We start from the raw sequence: 17321 nt of genomic DNA, 5'->3' as shown, positions 1-17321 counted from the left end.
TGGTGGAGCTGGCGGGAGTTGAACCCGCGTCCGAAATTCCTACATCCTCGGTACTACATGCTTAGTCCAGTCTTTACATTCGCTTGTCAGCTGCGAACGGACACGCCACTAACAAACTAGCCTGATTAGTTTTAACGCTTCAACCCCAGGCAGGGCATCCACGCGATCTCTTTTAGGTTTGACCTCTCATGATCCCCGTCCTAAGAGCGGAGGCTAGGGAGAGAGGGCTCTAAGCAGGTTATTAAGCTGCTAGTGCGTAGTTTTCGTCGTTTGCGACTATTTTTTTGCGGCTTTTTACGAGGCCAACCGCCCCTCGGCATGCACCTTGGGTTTCGCGAATCCCGTCGAATCCAGAATCAGCCCCAAGAATCAAAAAGTATAGCAAAAAACGTTTGGTCAATCCAGCGCTTAACGATGGGCGTTCTTCATAATGCGCGCTTTATCCAGCTGCCATTCGCGATTTTTCACATCTTCACGCTTGTCATGCTGTTTCTTACCGCGCGCAACGCCAATCTTTAGCTTGCACCAGGCGTTTTTCCAGTAGAGCGACAGCGCGACTACCGTGTAGCCTTCGCGATTAACGCGGCCGTACAAACTGTCCAGCTCGCGCTGGTTCAGCAGCAGTTTACGGTTACGCGTAGGATCGCAGACAACATGGCTGGAAGCGACCGACAGCGGCTGAAAGGTAGCGCCGAACAGATAGGCTTCCCCATCGCGCAGCAGAATATAGCTGTCGCTGATGTTGGCCTTGCCGGCTCGTAGCGATTTAACTTCCCATCCTTGTAGCGCCATTCCCGCCTCGAACTCTTCTTCAATGAAGTATTCATGACGGGCGCGTTTGTTAAGGGCAACAGTGGCAGAACCGGGTTTATGTGCTTTTTTCTTTGTCATAGTGCAACTTAGTTTACATCAGACCAGGGTTAATCGCATCCCCGGCCCCAAGTTCGCCGGGAAAAAAGCTATTCTAGCACGTCTGCAGCCCCAGAGAATTTCTGTTTGACTGTTGAAAATGCTATTATTTGTACGTTTTAGGAATGACAGGAAACGATATGGCCCAGATTAGCCGTTCCGCACTCGTGCCCTACAGTGCTGAACAAATGTACCAGTTAGTTAACGATGTCGATGCTTATCCGGAATTTTTGCCTGGCTGTTCGGGAAGCCGCGTGCTGTCCGCTTCCGAACAGGAGATGACGGCGTCGGTAGATGTTTCCAAAGCCGGTATCAGCAAAACTTTCGTGACGCATAACCTGCTCACTAATAATCAAAGCATCCGCATGCAACTGGTAGATGGTCCGTTCCGTAAGCTAACCGGTGGCTGGACCTTTACCTCGCTGGGCGACGACGCCTGTAAAGTTGAACTCAATCTGGAGTTTGAATTTACTAACATGCTGGTTGAGCTGGCGTTTGGCCGTATCTTTAAAGAGCTGGCAAACAGTATGGTTCAGGCTTTTACCCAGCGAGCAAAAGAGGTTTACCGTGCCTGATATTACTGTCGAAGTGGTTTATGCGCTGCCGGAAAAACAGTATCTGCGCCAGGTAAAGGTGGCGGAAGGCAGCAGCGTTGAACAGGTAATCCAGGCGTCTGGTTTACTGGAGCTGCGTCATGATATTGACCTGACGCAGAATAAAATCGGCATCTATAGCCGACCAGTAAAACTGCAGGATGAAGTAAACGATGGCGATCGCGTTGAAATTTATCGCCCGCTCATCGCCGATCCTAAAGAGCTACGACGACAGCGTGCAGAACGTTCGGCAAAAAATAAAGGCGCTGAGGCGCCTTTTTTATGCCCGGCAACAGTTTAACTGTTAGTGTCGTTGCCGCTCAGGTTCGGTTTATTATCGATATTGGTCAGGACGCCGCTGCTATCAAAGGTCAGCGTCAGCGTCTGCTGCGTAACTTTTTCATGGCCAGGCTGCTGGCGGAATACGTAATACCAGGTATTGTTGCTGAATGGATCGCTCATCATTGGCGTACCCAGCGTATAGGCAACCTGCTGTTTATTCATGCCCACGCGCAGCTTGGCAACGTCGGTAGCAGTGAGATAGTTACCCTGATTAATATCAGGACGGTAAACCACGCGCTCCAGAGTGGAACAGCCAGCAGTCATCATGAGAAGTAACACTGCAGCAGCAGTCAGCGTTTTACAGCGCATTTATACATTCCTTTTTTGGGCTCAACGCCTTTTAAACAGGCGAGTTTGGTGCCAGCACGGTCTGAACACAGCCTGCGATCATCGTGTTTTAGTCAGGCGACAAGCTGTCGATGATAATAAACCTGACCGCAGTTGGAAACCTCTACAGAGCAAGCATATGACCGCAGGAATGTAAAAAAGTGCATATCAGGCCGCTAAAAGCTCTTTAGCATTCGCCAGCGTGTTACGCGTGACTTCACTGCCGCCCAGTAAACGCGCCAGTTCCTGCAGGCGCGCACGCTTATCCAGCGGCTGCATATGGGTTTCTGTCATCGCGCCGTCGGTCTCTTTGCTAACAAAGAAGTGATGATGGCCACAGCCCGCCACCTGCGGCAGGTGCGTTACGCACATTACCTGCGTTGATTCGCCCAGCTGACGCAGCAGCTTACCGACTACTGCCGCCGTCGGTCCGCTGATACCGACATCCACCTCATCGAAAATCAGCGCTGGCGTATCCATCTTACGTGCGGTAATGACCTGAATAGCCAAAGCAATACGCGATAGCTCACCGCCGGAGGCCACTTTAGCCAACGACTGTAACGGCTGACCGGGGTTCGTGCTGACGCGAAAATCGATGCGATCCGCACCCTCAGCGGTAAGTTGCTCAGGGTTAAACTGCACGGCAATAGTAAACTGACCGTGCGGCATAGAAAGCGCATGCATGCTTTCGGTAATCAGCTGCGTTAGCTCCTGCGCGTAATGCACGCGTTGTTCATGCAGTTTCTGCGCGCTATCCAGCGCTGCCTGGTGATGCTGCGTAACCGCCATGCTCAGCGCTTCCTGGTCGCTTTCCTGCTGCGACAGCATCTGTTCTTCGTCCAGCAGTTGCTGATGGAAGGCCGGTAACGCTTCTGGCGCAACGTGATGTTTACGCGCCAGGTTTATCTGACGTGACAGGCGCTGCTCAAGCTCATACAGCCGGTTGGGATCAAGATCGAGGCGGTCGCAGTAGTGGCGTAGTTCATCGCTTGCTTCGCTAATCTGGATGGCTGCTTCTTCCAGCATGTTCAGCACGCCGCCCAGTTTTTCATCCATAGTGACCAGATCGCCCATCATCTGACGCGCCGTATACAGCAGGCTCTGCAAATTACTGTCATCGCCGTCTGCCAGCAAATGAAGCGCCTGCTGGCTGGTAGAAAGCAGCTGGCCGCTGTTGGCGAGGCGTTTATATTCTTCGTCGATCTGCTCGAATTCACCGGCGACCGGCGCAAATTTATTCAGTTCTTTGAGCTGATACTGCAGCAGTTCGCGTCTGGCCTCGCGCTCCTGCATCTGCTTTTGATGTTGCGCTAACGCGCGGCAGCTCTGATGCCACTGACGATAGTTAGCCGCCATGCTTTGCATCAGCAGCGGCCGATCGGCATAGGCGTCCAACAGGGATTTTTGATGTTCCGGTTTTAACAGCAGCTGGTGCGCGTGCTGGCCATGAATTTGAATTAACAGTTGACCTAAGTCGCGCAGCTGAGAAAGCGGCACCGCCGTTCCGTTAATAAAGCCACGGGAGCGGCCATCGCTGCTGATCACACGGCGCAGCAGGCATTCCTGGCCCTCGTCCAGCTGGTTTTCTTCCAGCCAGCGCAGGGCAGAAGGAGTATCTTTCAGGTTAAAACGGGCACAGAGATCGGCACGGTTAGCGCCCTGACGCACCATATCTACTTCGGCGCGGCCGCCCAGACACAGGCCCAGCGCATCAATAGCAATAGATTTACCAGCGCCGGTCTCACCGGTAATCGCGGTCATGCCACGTTGAAAATCAATTTCCAGCTCGCGAACAATTGCAAAATTACTGATGGTGAGTTGGGCCAGCATACGCGCCTTCCTGTACATAAACACAGACATGGTTTTTCGTACAGTATAATCTGGTTTTATATACAGTAAAGCGGCACGTTGCGCTTTTTAGAATAATTTTTTCGACCAGCCAAGTTTGGAGCTTAGCGTATTGAAATAGCTGTAACTTTTAGGATGAATCAGGTTGAGATGATAGTCGCTACGGCGTACCAGTACATCTTCGCCTTCCTGAATCGGCAGCGCGATTTGGCTGTCGCAGCTGATCTCCAGATCGTTGCGCAGGTCGGAAAAACGCAGGCGGATGGTGCTGCTGCTATTAATCACCAGCGGTCGGGCGGAAAGCGTATGCGGGAACATCGGCACCAGCGCAATGGCATCCAGCGAAGGCGTTAAAATGGGGCCGCCAGCCGAAAGAGAATAGGCGGTTGAGCCGGTTGGCGTAGAAATAATCAATCCATCGGAGCGCTGGGAAAAAGCAAAGCTCTCATCGATATAAACTTCAAACTCAATCATATGCGCCACTTTGCCCGGATGCAGCACCACCTCATTAATCGCGGTTCCGATACGCGGCGCGTTCTCGCCGCGACAAACGCGCGCTTCCAGCAGGAAGCGTTTTTCACTGATGTAATCGCCGCGCAGCACATCATCCAGCTGCTGTTGAGCGTTGTCAGGGTCCAGGTCGGTCAGAAAGCCCAAATTGCCGCGGTTAATGCCGATAACTCTTATATCGTAACGCGCCAGTACGCGTGCCGCGCCCAACATATTCCCGTCACCGCCGACAACGACCGCCAGATCGGCGCGTTGTCCAATTTCGGCCAGCGATCCGGTTTGCACATGTTCCAACGACAGTTCACGCGCAATTTGTTGTTCAACAATAACTTCGTAGCCTTTCTCGCTAAGCCAGCGCCAGAGCATTTCGTGAGTGGTCAGGGCAGTAGGATGACGGGGATGTCCGACGATGCCGATGCACTGGAAATGTTTGTTCATTATGCTGGTATCCCTTATGGGGCAAATCTGCCCTGACATTGTGACTGGTTCCCTTGAAACCATTAATCTGATCCCCATAATAAGCGAACCAGCGAGATGAATGTGCAAAACGCGGAGAAATTCATGAGTAGTAAAGATCAGAAAGCACCAAACGAGCAAGTCTCAGACGAGATTGAAATGGAACAGCAGCAAAACAATAGCGCGGAGACGGCAGAGTCTGAAGCAGACGTGGTGGATCCGCGTGATGAACGCATTGCTCAGCTTGAAGAGCAGCTGGCCGGATTGCAGAACGGCGTACGTGACGCTCAGCTGCGTGCGCAGGCAGAGATTGAAAATATCCGCCGCCGTACCGAGCAGGATGTTGAAAAGGCGCATAAATTTGCGCTGGAAAAATTCGCTAATGAGCTGCTGCCGGTGATTGATAGCCTGGAGCGTGCGCTGGAAGTGGCGGATAAAACCAACCCGGAACTGAGCGCGATGATCGAAGGTATCGAACTGACGCTGAAATCCCTGCTGGCAGCGGTACGTAAATATGGCGTTGAGGTGGTGGGAGAAACCAACGTGCCGTTTAATCCCGACGTTCATCAGGCTATGTCGATGATGGAATCGGATGAAGTGGCGCCGAACCACGTGATGATGGTGATGCAGCGCGGTTATACCCTGAATGGTCGCTTGCTGCGCCCGGCGATGGTTGCCGTAGCGAAAGCCAAAGGCTAATTCTGCTCGCGCCGTGGCTGATTGTCACGGCGCTGTTGTATCAGGGAAGATGAGGCGTCCAGTCAATCGGCGTATCGCCCTGCTGCGCGAGAATCTCATTGGTGCGGGAAAAATGTTTGCAGCCAAAGAATCCCCGATGGGCCGAAAGAGGGGAGGGATGTGGCGCCTTCAGCACATGATGCCGTTGCGTATCGATGATGCTGCCTTTCTTCTGCGCATGCGAACCCCAGAGTAAAAACACGACGTTTTCACGCGTTTCATTAATTACGGCAATCACCCTGTCGGTAAAAGTTTCCCAGCCAAAACGCGCATGAGAATGTGCTTTGCCCGCCTCGACGGTTAATACCGTATTTAACAACAGCACGCCTTGCTTCGCCCAGCTTTCCAGAAAGCCATGATTCGGGCGCGTAAAGCCGGGAATATCCTGCTCCAGTTCTTTATACATATTCATGAGCGAAGGCGGAACCGCGACGCCAGGCCTGACGCTAAACGCCAGTCCGTGCGCCTGATTAGGGCCATGATAGGGATCCTGGCCTAAAATAACGACTTTCACATCGCTCAGTTCGGTCAGACGAAAAGCGTTAAATACATCTTCTTTAGGCGGATAAACCGTGACGCCTGCCGCGCGTTCTTGCGCCACCATATTTAACGTTTCAATAAAATAAGGCTGCTCTTTTTCCGTTGCCAGCACATCATGCCAGGTTGCTGCTTTATCCATGACGCTCTTCCTTCTTACGTGTAAAACATCAGAGTAGCGACTCTACGCGCATGAGCAACCCCCAAAAATAAATTGAAAATTTACAAAATTAATTTATTGGGAAAAATTGATTCAAAACAAAAATTTAGTGTAATACCGGCAATGTCTCCAGGGATTTAATTGACCTGTGTCAAAGTTGGTCATGCAATGCGTTGGTATATAAACAAACGGATGTTATTTAAACGCAAATCTGACGCTATCAACGGCGCTGGCGTCACTACGCCTGGGAGGCAAATATGATTACAGGTATTCAAATTACAAAAACCAATAACAGCGCACTGCTTAATTCGTTCTGGCTGCTGGATGATGAGAAAGCCGAGGCGCGTTGCGTATGCGCTAAAGGCGATTACACCGAAGATCAAGTTGTTCCGGTAAGCGATCTCGGACAGTTCGAGTATCGCGAAGTCCCGCTGGAAGTGAAACCGCAGGTACGGGTTGAGGGCGGTCAGCATCTGAACGTTAACGTGCTGCGTCGTGAAACGCTGGAGGATGCGGTTAAGCATCCGGAAAAATATCCGCAGCTGACGATTCGCGTATCAGGCTATGCCGTACGTTTTAACTCACTGACCCCGGAACAGCAACGTGATGTGATTACTCGTACCTTTACTGAGAGCCTGTAAGCAAAAAAAAGTTCTGCAGGCTACAGGCGCGTTGAAAAAAACAGCACCTCATTTTCAGGGAAATAGTATAAAAAACAAAAGCGTTAAGTCGCCCATTGTTTGAAGCTTTAACTACTGAAAAGATTTTGACTGGTTAGAAACAAAAGTGACGCGCAGGCCGCTATTCCGGTACTCAAACTAAAAAAAACCGCCGTTTCCCGGCGGTTTTTTTGTTGCGTGGTGCAATTATTCAGCACCTTCTTTATTCGTATCGCTGCTGTTCGCCGCGGCAGGCTTGCGTCGCTTGCCGATATTTTTGCGGTCGCGATGGCGCACCTTAACGCGTGGCTTATTCTCTTCTTCTTTCTTCTTATCTTTTTCTTTACGCTTCGCCAGCACTTTTTTCGACGGCTTGCCTTTTAGCTTTTGGCTCGGCACGCGAGTGGCCGGACGGAGCTCATCAATGGTGCGCGCTTTCAGCGGTTCGCTGATATAGCGGCTGATTTTATCCAGCAGTAAATAATCGTGCGCTTCTACCAGCGACAGCGCAGTACCTTTGCGACCCGCACGGCCGGTACGACCAATACGGTGTAAGTAGACGTCCGCAGTACGTGGCAGATCGAAGTTAAATACGTGGCTGACATCATCGACATCGATGCCGCGAGCGGCTATATCGGTTGCTACCAGTACATTAACCCGACCATCCATCAGACGCTTCAGCGCTTCGTTACGCTTCGCCTGCACCATCTCACCTTCCAGATAGCTGGCCTGAATACCGGCTTCGCGCAGCCAGCCAACCAGCTCATGCACACGCTCGCGCTTACGCACAAATACGATAGAGCGGGTGGCCTCTGGCTGTTGCAGCAGATGCACCAGCAGTTTGGTTTTATGCGCGACATCGTCTGCGCGGTAATACCACTGTTGGATCTTTTTACGTTCACGACGTGAAGGATCGGAATCGATCTCTACCGGCTCATTAAGCAGGCGCTCGGCAAAATCTTTGATGCTGTCGCCTTCCAGCGTCGCGGAGAACAGCATGGTCTGCTTGCGCCAGCGGGTTTCCGCCGCGATAGTTTCAATATCCTGGGCAAAACCCATGTCCAGCATACGATCCGCTTCGTCGAGGATCAGGATTTCTACGGCCCGACAGTCGAAGTTCTCTTCTTTGATGTATTGCAGCAGGCGTCCCGTGGTGGCAACCACGATATCCTGGTTTTCGCTGAACACTTCGGCATGGTTCATATAGGCCACGCCGCCGGTAATAGTGGCGATATCCAGCTGAGTATGTTTTGCCAGCTCCTGCGCCTGATCGGCGACCTGCATCGCCAGCTCACGCGTAGGCGTCAGGATCAATACCCGTGGCGGGCCAGATTTTTTACGCGGAAAATCCAGCAGATGTTGCAGCGCGGGCAAAAGATAAGCCGCCGTTTTCCCGGTCCCGGTTGGTGCTGAACCCAACACGTCGCGACCATCCAGCGCAGGGGGAATCGCTTCTGCCTGGATAGCGGTAGGGCGGGAAAAGCCTTTATCCTGCAGGGCATCCAGCAGGCTTTCGTCAAGTTCGAGTTCGGAGAATGTGGTTGCGGTCATGTTCTACCTCAGTTTGGGGCGCTGATTATAGACAGATTAGCGGCGATCTTCATCTGTTTGTCGGTAGTTTATCGCTTTTAACCCTCTCTTATTTCCCCTATGCTGGCACCGTTTTTATCTTTGGTCCTGATTATGTCGCAATCAAAACGTCAGTTACGTGGCAACGGTTTTACTTTTAAACGCTTTTTTATCGCGCATGACCGCTGCGCGATGAAAGTCGGCACCGACAGTATCCTGCTTGGCGCGTGGGCGCCGGTGGCGCAGGCTGCGCGCATTCTGGATATTGGCAGCGGCAGCGGCCTGTTGGCATTAATGCTGGCGCAGCGCACTTCGGAAACGGTAGCGATCGATGCAGTAGAGCTGGATGGCGATGCGGCAGCTCAGGCGGCCGAAAATGTCGCCCGGTCACCCTGGGCGCAGCGTATCCATATTCACCAGGCTGATATACTTGATTGGGCAATGCGTCAGGAACGGCGCTATTCGCTGATTGTCAGCAATCCACCTTATTTTACGCCGGGCCCGGCCTGCGCCTCATCCGCGCGTGATAAGGCGCGCGCGACCCATACTTTGCACCATGAAAGTTTACTGCACTGCGCGGAAATGCTGATTGGCGAAGACGGTTTTTTCTGCCTGGTGCTGCCGGAAGAAGAGGGCAAACGTTTTGTCAGCATGGCGCTGGCGCGTGGCTGGCATCTGCGTTTTCGTAATGATGTGGCAGAAAACAGCACGCGGCTACCGCATCGCGTGCTGCTGGGATTTTCCCCGGCTGCGGGTGAGCTCTTACAGGAACGCATGGTGATTCGCGGGCCAGACCAGCGCTACTCTCCGGCTTTTTGCAGCCTGACCCAGGATTTCTATCTGTTTATGTAGCCTGGCGGAATCAAAATCGTTGGGCCTGATTCCGGCAGCGTCGCGGGATAGTCGAGCGTAAAGTGCAGTCCCCGGCTCTCTTTACGCAGCATGGCGCTCTGGATAATCAGTTCGGCAACCTGCGCCAGGTTACGTAATTCCAACAGATTGTTAGAGATGCGAAAATGACGGTAATACTCTTCTATTTCCTGCTGTAGCAGAGCAATACGTCGGCTGGCGCGCTCCAGGCGTTTCGTGGTGCGCACAATGCCGACGTAATCCCACATAAACAGCCGCAGCTCATGCCAGTTGTGCTGAATCACCACTCGTTCGTCCGAATCATCGACCTGGCTTTCATCCCAGGCTGGCAGCGTATCGATACGGTTAACGTGCGGCAGCTTGCGGACCATCTCTTCTGCTGCGGACCAGCCATATACCAAACATTCCAGCAGAGAGTTTGACGCCATTCGGTTAGCGCCATGTAAACCGGTATAGCTGACTTCTCCGATAGCATAGAGTTCGTCCACATCGGTGCGGCCATGATGGTCAACCATTACGCCGCCGCAGGTGTAATGAGCCGCTGGCACTATCGGCACCGGCTCGCGTGTTAAGTCGAACCCCAGCGAGCGTAGCTTTTCATCAATCATCGGAAAGTGCGCGCGAATAAAATCAGCGGGCTGATGGCTAATATCAAGATACATGCATTCGGCGCCGAGCCGTTTCATCTCATGATCGATAGCGCGCGCCACAATATCTCGCGGCGCCAGCTCGGCGCGGTCATCAAAATCAGGCATAAAGCGGCTGCCGTCAGGACGGCGCAGGTAAGCGCCCTCGCCGCGTAGCGCCTCGGTTAATAAGAAATTACGCGCCTGCGGATGATACAGGCAGGTAGGATGGAACTGGTTAAACTCCATATTGGCCACGCGACAGCCGGCACGCCAGGCCATAGCGACGCCATCGCCGGAAGCGACGTCAGGATTGGTGGTGTATTGGTAAACTTTAGCCGCGCCGCCGGTGGCCAGCACTACGGCACGTGCGCTACAGGTTTCCACCTGCTCCTTATTACGATTCCAAATCCAGGCTCCCAGCACGCGCCGGGGGCCGGGCAGGCCTGACCGGTCGGAGAGAATAAGATCAACGGCGTTGGTACGTTCGAGGATACGAATATTGGGATGGCTTAGCGCCTGGCTAACCAGCGTAGCCACTACTTCGCGCCCGGTGGCGTCAGCGCTGTGCAAAATACGACGATGGCTGTGACCGCCTTCGCGTGTTAAATGATAACGTTCCTTTCCGTCAGGCTGGGTTTCCTTATCAAAGGCGACACCGTGTTTTATTAGCCACTCGACGCAATGGCGCGCATTGCTGGCAATGAAATCCACCGCGTCACGCTCGCAAAGCCCGGCACCGGCAATCAGCGTATCTTCTACATGAGACTCGATGCTGTCCATCTCATCAAACACGGCGGCAATGCCGCCCTGCGCATAGAAGCTTGAACCTTCGCTGACCGGCCCTTTACTTAAAACGGTAACCTGTTGTGTCTCTGCCAGCCGCAGCGCCAGTGACAAGCCTGCCGCGCCGCTGCCAATAATTAAAACATCGCACTGATAATCGGAAATTTCGCTCATGGTGTTTATTTTACTAAACAAGTGGTCGCCTGAGCATAAGCGGAAATAGCGCATTAAAAAAGGACTTAAACGCGACTAAAGCACGATCTGCGGCAAGGCAATGTCTGTTTTTGCCCTGGAAGGCCTCTGAAATGCCAGTTTTAACGGTAAATTGTTTATTATGGCGAACAAGGCGCAATAATTACGCGTTAGTGATGAAAATGTCATGCGCATCGGGTACTCTGCGGCTTACGTCAGATAGCCGGTTAATGATGAAAAACAGGTCGGCGCCGTATGTTTTCTCAGCATACTTAAACGTTTTGTTAGATAAAAATACCCGGTGACGTAACAAAAAAGTGGCGTAACTGAACTATTGTCTTATGACCGGCTCTAACGTGGGCTTGCTCATAAAGTTGAGTGATTGCTGGTGGTTCATTTACGCGTGGAGAATGATTTGGGGAGACATTACCTCGGATGAGCGAGCAATTAACGGATCAGATTCTCGTTGAGCGGGTACAGAAAGGAGATCAGAAGTCATTCAATTTACTGGTTGTACGTTACCAGCATAAAGTGGCGAGCCTGGTTTCGCGCTACGTACCGTCAGGCGATGTACCCGATGTGGTACAGGAATCTTTTATCAAAGCGTATCGTGCGCTGGATTCGTTCCGCGGCGATAGCGCATTTTATACCTGGTTGTACCGTATTGCCGTTAACACCGCGAAAAACTATTTAGTTGCGCAGGGGCGACGTCCGCCGTCCAGTGATGTGGACGCGATGGAGGCTGAAAATTTTGAAAGCGCCGGGGCGCTGAAAGAAATATCGAACCCTGAGAATTTAATGTTGTCTGATGAACTGAAACAGATAGTGTTCCGTACCATTGAGTCGCTTCCGGAAGACCTGCGTATGGCGATCACGCTACGAGAGCTGGATGGTTTAAGCTATGAAGAGATAGCCGCCATCATGGATTGTCCGGTCGGCACCGTCCGCTCGCGCATTTTTCGCGCCCGAGAGGCCATTGATAACAAAGTTCAACCACTTATCCAACGTTAGAGATAACGGATACAGGAAGGGTACTAAGGCATGCAGAAAGAAAAACTTTCCGCTTTAATGGATGGCGAAACTTTGGACAACGAAGTGATTTCCGCATTGTCTAAAGACGCTACACTGCAACAAAGATGGGAAAGCTATCATCTTATCCGCGATACGTTGCGTGGTGACGTGGGCGAAACCGTTCATTTTGATATTGCCGCGCGCGTTGCCGCCGCTATCGAACAGGAACCCGCGCGTAATGTAGCAACGCTTATCCCGGAAGCGCAGCCAGAGCCTGCGCGCTGGGAAAAAATGCCCTTCTGGAAAAAAATGCGCCCCTGGGCTGCGCAAATTACCCAGGTTGGGGTTGCAGCCTGTGTCTCTCTGGCGGTTATTGTCGGCGTGCAGCATTATAACCAGCCGCAGGATGTCGGTCAGGCTTCTGAAGCGCCCGTATTCAATACGCTTCCGATGATGGGCAAGGCTTCTCCGGTTAGTCTGGGCGTCCCTTCTGACAGTTTTGATACCAACAACGCCAGCCAGCAAGTGCAAGAGCAGCGTCGTCGGGTAAATGCAATGCTGCAGGATTACGAATTGCAGCGTCGCTTACATACTGAACAGATGCAGTTTGATTCGAACGGCCCGCAGCAGGCGCAGGTTCAGGTTCCAGGAAATCAGTCGTTAGGAATACAGCAGCAGTAATGAAGCAACTCTGGTGTGCCGTTAGCCTTTTGGCTGGCGGCCTGTTTTATTCGTCCATCGCCCCGGCGCAGGAAACTGCATCCGGGGCGTTGTTGCAACAGATGGAACAGGCCAGCCAATCTCTTAATTATGAACTCGCCTACATTAACGTTTCCCGGCTGGGTATTGAATCGTTACGCTATCGTCACGCGATAATTGATAACAAGATTTATGCGCAGCTGTTGCAGATGGATGGACCGCGTCGGGAAGTGATTCAGCGTGGCAAAGATATTAGTTATTTTGAACCGGGACTGGAGCCTTTTTCTTTGCCCGGCTCGCATATCGTTGATGCGCTGCCCTCTCTGGTTTACGCCGATTTTAAACATTTAACCACCAGCTATGATTTTGTGCCGGTAGGGCGCACGCGTATTGCCGATCAGTTATGCGAAGTGGTTCGTATTGTGGCGCGTGACGGTACGCGTTACAGCTACATTGTGTGGCTGGATAGCGAAACCAAACTGCCGTTGCGTATCGATCTGCTCGATCGCGACGGCGAAACGCTTGAGCAATATCGCGTAGTCAGCTTTGCCGTTGATGAAGGCGTGCGCAATTTGTTGCAGGGTCTGGAAAAGGCCAATCTGCCGCCGTCGCTGTCAGTGCCGGAGGCGCAAAAAGTCTCCTTTAACTGGCAGCCTGCCTGGCTGCCTGCAGGCATGAAAGAAGTGGCTCAAAGCCGACGCGCGCTGCCTTCGCTTAATAAGCCAGTGGAATCAAGGCTTTATTCAGACGGGCTGTTTAGTTTTTCCATCAACGTCAGCCCGGCGGATAAAAGCAGTACCACGCAGTTGTTGCGTACCGGCCGTCGCACGGTGCAAACTGTCACCCGCAACGATATTGAGATCACGATTGTTGGCGAATTGCCGCCTTCTACGGCGAAGCGTATCGCCGACAGTATTAGCTTAGGTACACAACGATGATGAGAGAATGGGCCACCGTGGTTGCGTGGCAGGACGGCATCGCCACGCTCCACTCGGAAGTGAAAACCTCCTGTAACAGCTGTTCAGCGCGCAAAGGCTGCGGCAGCGCAATGCTGAACAAGCTGGGGCCAAAAAATGCGCACGTGATGCAGATCGCCAGCGAAAAGCCACTGCAGCCTGGTCAGCGGGTTGAATTGGGCATTCGCGAGAGCAGCCTGCTAAGCTCAGCGCTGCTGGTCTATATGACGCCGCTGTTGGGGCTATTTTTGCTGGCCGGGCTGTTTCAGATGCTATTCCATACCGATCTGGCCGCTGCCTGTGGCGCGCTATTAGGCGGAATCGGCGGCTTTATCGTTGCCAAAGGTGTTTCTATGCGTTTTGGCGAGGGCGAGGCCTTCCAGCCGGTGATTCTGAATATCATGCTGCCGCCCGATGTGCTCCGGGTTGAGCAAGAATCCCATTAAATCTCAGCCGAACGATTCGTCTCGTTCGGCTAATGTCTTGCGCTTTTTTTCACCTCCCTTACGGCAAATACGCTATCATCCCGTTTTCCTTGCTTTATCTCCCGGCGCGATGATTCCACCACCCTGATATGTCGTGTACAATGCGCCATTCGGGCCGTCTCCGCCTGTGATATTCCACGCTCTCCTGAGGTTGTATCGCGAGAGTTTCAGCATTTGTAAGGCAGAATAACCTCCATAATGAAGCATATAAGAAACTTTTCGATCATCGCGCACATTGACCACGGCAAATCGACCTTATCAGATCGTTTGATTCAGATTTGCGGCGGCTTAACCGATCGTGAAATGGCTGCGCAGGTTCTGGACTCAATGGATCTGGAGCGTGAACGCGGCATCACCATCAAAGCGCAGAGCGTGACGCTCGATTACAAAGCGCAAAACGGTGAAACTTACCAGCTCAATTTTATCGACACTCCAGGCCACGTTGACTTCTCATATGAGGTATCGCGTTCTCTTGCCGCCTGTGAAGGTGCGCTGCTGGTGGTTGATGCAGGGCAGGGCGTGGAAGCGCAAACGCTGGCTAACTGCTATACCGCCATTGAAATGGATCTGGAAGTGGTGCCGGTACTGAACAAAATTGACCTGCCGGCGGCCGACCCCGATCGCGCGGCGCAGGAAATTGAAGATATTGTCGGCATCGACGCGACGGATGCGGTGCGCTGCTCGGCAAAAACCGGCGTTGGCGTGCCGGAAGTGCTGGAGCGTCTGGTACGTGATATTCCGCCGCCGGAAGGCGATCCGAGTGCGCCGCTGCAGGCGCTGATCATTGACTCCTGGTTTGATAACTATCTGGGCGTGGTGTCGCTGGTACGTATCAAAAACGGCACGCTGCGCAAGGGCGAAAAAATCAAGGTCATGAGCACCGGCCAGGTTTATAACGCCGATCGCCTGGGGATTTTCACGCCGAAGCAGGTCGATCGCGACGTGCTGAACTGCGGCGAAGTAGGCTGGCTGGTCTGTGCGATTAAAGATATTCTTGGCGCGCCGGTAGGCGATACCTTAACCGGTGCGAAACATACGGCGGAAAAAGCGCTGCCCGGCTTTAAAAAAGTGAAGCCGCAGGTTTACGCCGGTCTGTTCCCGATAAGCTCAGACGATTATGAAGCCTTCCGCGATGCGCTGGGCAAACTGAGCCTGAACGATGCCTCGCTGTTCTATGAGCCGGAAAGCTCAACGGCGCTTGGTTTTGGTTTCCGCTGCGGCTTCCTTGGCCTGCTGCATATGGAAATCATTCAGGAGCGTCTGGAGCGTGAATACGATCTCGACCTGATTACTACCGCGCCGACCGTAGTGTATGAAGTGGAAACCATCAGCGGTGAAACCGTATATGTCGATAGCCCTTCCAAGCTGCCGCCGTTAAATAACATTAACGAGCTGCGCGAGCCGATCGCAGAGTGTCATATGCTGCTGCCGCAGGAGTATCTGGGCAACGTGATTACGCTGTGCGTTGAGAAACGCGGCGTACAAACCAATATGGTTTATCACGGCAACCAGGTTGCGCTGACCTATGACATTCCTATGGCGGAAGTGGTGCTGGACTTCTTCGATCGTCTGAAATCCACCTCACGCGGTTACGCGTCGCTGGACTATAACTTCAAGCGTTTCCAGGCGTCTGACATGGTGCGCGTAGACGTATTGATTAACGCCGAACGCGTTGATGCGCTGGCGCTGATCACCCACCGTGAAAACTCGCAGTATCGTGGTCGCGAGCTGGTAGAAAAGATGAGAGATCTGATCCCGCGCCAGCAGTTTGATATTGCGATTCAGGCGGCGATCGGCAACCACATTATTGCCCGTTCGACGGTGAAACAGCTGCGTAAAAACGTACTTGCCAAATGCTACGGCGGCGACGTAAGCCGTAAGAAGAAACTGTTGCAGAAGCAGAAAGAAGGTAAGAAACGCATGAAGCAGGTCGGCAACGTTGAGCTGCCGCAGGAAGCGTTCCTGGCCATTCTGCACGTGGGCAAAGAGAGTAAATAAGGATATCTGATGGCTAATATGTTTGCCCTGATTCTGGCGCTAGCAACGCTGATTACCGGCATTATCTGGTGTATCGACAGGTTTAAATGGGCGCCAGCCCGTCGTGCGCAGCAGGCTCAGGCCCAGGCGCAAACCGGCAGTTCGCTTGATGATAAAACGCTGGCGAAAGTGGCGAAGCAGCCAGGCTGGGTGGAAACGGCGGCATCGGTATTTCCGGTGCTGGCGGTGGTATTTGTGGTGCGCTCGTTTATTTATGAGCCATTCCAGATCCCTTCAGGTTCAATGATGCCGACGCTGCTGATTGGCGATTTTATCGTGGTAGAGAAATTTGCCTACGGCATTAAAGATCCCATTACCCAGACGACATTGATTCCGACCGGGCATCCAAAGCGCGGTGATATTGCCGTCTTTAAATATCCGAAAGATCCGAGCCTGGACTATATCAAGCGCGTTATTGGCCTGCCTGGCGATCGCGTGACCTATGACGCGCTGAACAAAACGCTGACGGTGAATCCGGCTTGTGCTAGCGGTAAATCCTGTGATAAAGCGCTGCCGATCACCTATTCGGACGTGGCGCCCAGTAACTTTATCCAGACCTTTAGCGGTTTTGATGGTAATGAATCCGGCAACGGTTTCTGGCAGGTGCCGCAGGGGCAAACCATGCCCGGTGGCCTGCGTCTGGCAGCCCGTAAAGAAACGTTGGGTGACGTAACCCATAATATTTTATTGGTAACAGAAGCGCAAAGTCAGGCCAGCATGTATTATCAGCAGCCGGGACAGCCGCAGGCGAGCTGGGTTGTTCCCGCAGGCCATTATTTTATGATGGGCGATAACCGGGATAATAGCGCTGACAGCCGTTACTGGGGATTCGTACCGGAGAAAAACCTGGTTGGCAAAGCGACCGCTATCTGGATGAGCTTTGAAAAACAGGAAGGTGAATGGCCAACCGGCGTTCGCCTGAGTCGTATTGGCGGCATCCACTAAGGCTGCCGTAAGTAAAAGGATGGCTTCCCGTCTGCGGGAAGCCACTGCAAACGAAACTGTTTAGCG

General features: G+C 52.7%; 18 protein-coding genes and 1 other RNA gene. 11 read left to right on the top strand and 8 right to left on the bottom strand.

The window, feature by feature from the left end; translation table 11 throughout:
* Both ssrA and smpB read right to left on the bottom strand, forming a co-directional pair.
* Nucleotides 1-364: a transfer-messenger RNA gene (gene ssrA, locus COO59_RS12510) on the bottom strand.
* A gap of 44 nt (nt 365-408) precedes the next feature.
* Nucleotides 409-891, bottom strand: a complete 483-nt coding sequence (smpB, locus tag COO59_RS12505) for an SsrA-binding protein SmpB (protein ID WP_103060123.1) — start codon at nt 889-891, stop codon at nt 409-411.
* 158 nt (nt 892-1049) lie between these two features.
* On the opposite strand from smpB, the gene COO59_RS12500 reads away from it, so the two are divergent.
* Nucleotides 1050-1484 (top strand): type II toxin-antitoxin system RatA family toxin, encoded by a 435-nt coding sequence (locus COO59_RS12500; RefSeq protein WP_103060122.1) that lies wholly within the window; start codon nt 1050-1052, stop codon nt 1482-1484.
* Nucleotides 1477-1803, top strand: coding sequence for an RnfH family protein (locus COO59_RS12495; protein WP_103060121.1), 327 nt, complete (start codon nt 1477-1479; stop codon nt 1801-1803). The genes COO59_RS12500 and COO59_RS12495 overlap by 8 nt, the downstream gene beginning before the upstream one ends.
* On the opposite strand, the gene bamE is transcribed toward COO59_RS12495, so the two are convergent.
* The 3 genes from bamE to nadK form a co-directional block, all read right to left on the bottom strand.
* On the bottom strand, nt 1800-2153 hold the full coding sequence (gene bamE / locus COO59_RS12490; RefSeq protein ID WP_103060120.1) for an outer membrane protein assembly factor BamE: 354 nt from the start codon (nt 2151-2153) through the stop codon (nt 1800-1802). The genes COO59_RS12495 and bamE overlap by 4 nt on opposite strands.
* A 186-nt stretch (nt 2154-2339) precedes the next feature.
* On the bottom strand, nt 2340-4001 hold the full coding sequence (gene recN / locus COO59_RS12485) for a DNA repair protein RecN (protein WP_103060119.1): 1662 nt from the start codon (nt 3999-4001) through the stop codon (nt 2340-2342).
* An 87-nt stretch (nt 4002-4088) separates the two neighbouring features.
* Nucleotides 4089-4967, bottom strand: a complete 879-nt coding sequence (gene nadK, locus COO59_RS12480; RefSeq protein ID WP_103060118.1) for an NAD(+) kinase — start codon at nt 4965-4967, stop codon at nt 4089-4091.
* 123 nt (nt 4968-5090) lie between these two features.
* On the opposite strand from nadK, the gene grpE reads away from it, so the two are divergent.
* The gene (grpE, locus tag COO59_RS12475; protein ID WP_103060117.1) at nt 5091-5684 is read left to right on the top strand and encodes a nucleotide exchange factor GrpE; all 594 of its coding nucleotides are present in this window, start codon (nt 5091-5093) and stop codon (nt 5682-5684) included.
* Nucleotides 5685-5724: 40 nt separating this feature from the next.
* On the opposite strand, the gene ung is transcribed toward grpE, so the two are convergent.
* Complete coding sequence (gene ung / locus COO59_RS12470; RefSeq protein ID WP_103060116.1) at nt 5725-6402, bottom strand: uracil-DNA glycosylase; 678 nt, start codon at nt 6400-6402, stop codon at nt 5725-5727.
* Nucleotides 6403-6677: 275 nt separating this feature from the next.
* On the opposite strand from ung, the gene grcA reads away from it, so the two are divergent.
* Complete coding sequence (gene grcA / locus COO59_RS12465) at nt 6678-7061, top strand: autonomous glycyl radical cofactor GrcA (RefSeq protein WP_103060115.1); 384 nt, start codon at nt 6678-6680, stop codon at nt 7059-7061.
* Nucleotides 7062-7286: 225 nt separating this feature from the next.
* Here the strand turns inward: grcA and srmB are convergent, their stop codons facing one another.
* Nucleotides 7287-8630: an ATP-dependent RNA helicase SrmB gene (srmB, locus tag COO59_RS12460; protein WP_103060114.1), complete on the bottom strand. Its 1344-nt coding sequence runs from the start codon at nt 8628-8630 to the stop codon at nt 7287-7289.
* Nucleotides 8631-8762: 132 nt separating this feature from the next.
* Here srmB and trmN point away from each other — a divergent pair, with 132 nt between their 5' ends.
* A complete protein-coding gene (trmN, locus tag COO59_RS12455; RefSeq protein WP_103060113.1) occupies nt 8763-9500 on the top strand; it encodes a tRNA(1)(Val) (adenine(37)-N(6))-methyltransferase TrmN in 738 nt (245 codons plus the stop codon).
* On the opposite strand, the gene nadB is transcribed toward trmN, so the two are convergent.
* Nucleotides 9485-11104, bottom strand: coding sequence for an L-aspartate oxidase (nadB, locus tag COO59_RS12450; protein WP_103060112.1), 1620 nt, complete (start codon nt 11102-11104; stop codon nt 9485-9487). The genes trmN and nadB overlap by 16 nt on opposite strands.
* 453 nt (nt 11105-11557) lie before the next feature.
* Between nadB and rpoE the strand changes: the two genes are divergently transcribed.
* From rpoE to lepB, 6 genes are all read left to right on the top strand, one after another.
* The gene (gene rpoE / locus COO59_RS12445) at nt 11558-12133 is read left to right on the top strand and encodes an RNA polymerase sigma factor RpoE (protein ID WP_103060111.1); all 576 of its coding nucleotides are present in this window, start codon (nt 11558-11560) and stop codon (nt 12131-12133) included.
* Between the two features lie 30 nt (nt 12134-12163).
* Nucleotides 12164-12814: an anti-sigma-E factor RseA gene (rseA, locus tag COO59_RS12440; RefSeq protein WP_103060110.1), complete on the top strand. Its 651-nt coding sequence runs from the start codon at nt 12164-12166 to the stop codon at nt 12812-12814.
* A complete protein-coding gene (rseB, locus tag COO59_RS12435) occupies nt 12814-13770 on the top strand; it encodes a sigma-E factor regulatory protein RseB (protein WP_103060109.1) in 957 nt (318 codons plus the stop codon). Before rseA ends, rseB begins: the two co-directional genes overlap by 1 nt.
* A complete protein-coding gene (rseC, locus tag COO59_RS12430; RefSeq protein ID WP_103060108.1) occupies nt 13767-14234 on the top strand; it encodes a SoxR-reducing system protein RseC in 468 nt (155 codons plus the stop codon). Before rseB ends, rseC begins: the two co-directional genes overlap by 4 nt.
* 237 nt (nt 14235-14471) lie before the next feature.
* Entirely contained in the window at nt 14472-16271 is a 1800-nt protein-coding gene (lepA, locus tag COO59_RS12425) for a translation elongation factor 4 (protein WP_103060107.1), read from the top strand.
* 9 nt (nt 16272-16280) lie between these two features.
* The gene (gene lepB / locus COO59_RS12420; RefSeq protein WP_103060106.1) at nt 16281-17255 is read left to right on the top strand and encodes a signal peptidase I; all 975 of its coding nucleotides are present in this window, start codon (nt 16281-16283) and stop codon (nt 17253-17255) included.
* The last annotated feature ends 66 nt before the right edge of the window (nt 17256-17321 follow it).

It is taken from the genome of Mixta theicola (genome assembly GCF_002895925.1).
Lineage (GTDB): Bacteria > Pseudomonadota > Gammaproteobacteria > Enterobacterales > Enterobacteriaceae > Mixta > Mixta theicola.
Note: the sequence above shows the minus strand (reverse complement) of the source record. Positions and strands in the feature narration are given on the sequence as shown.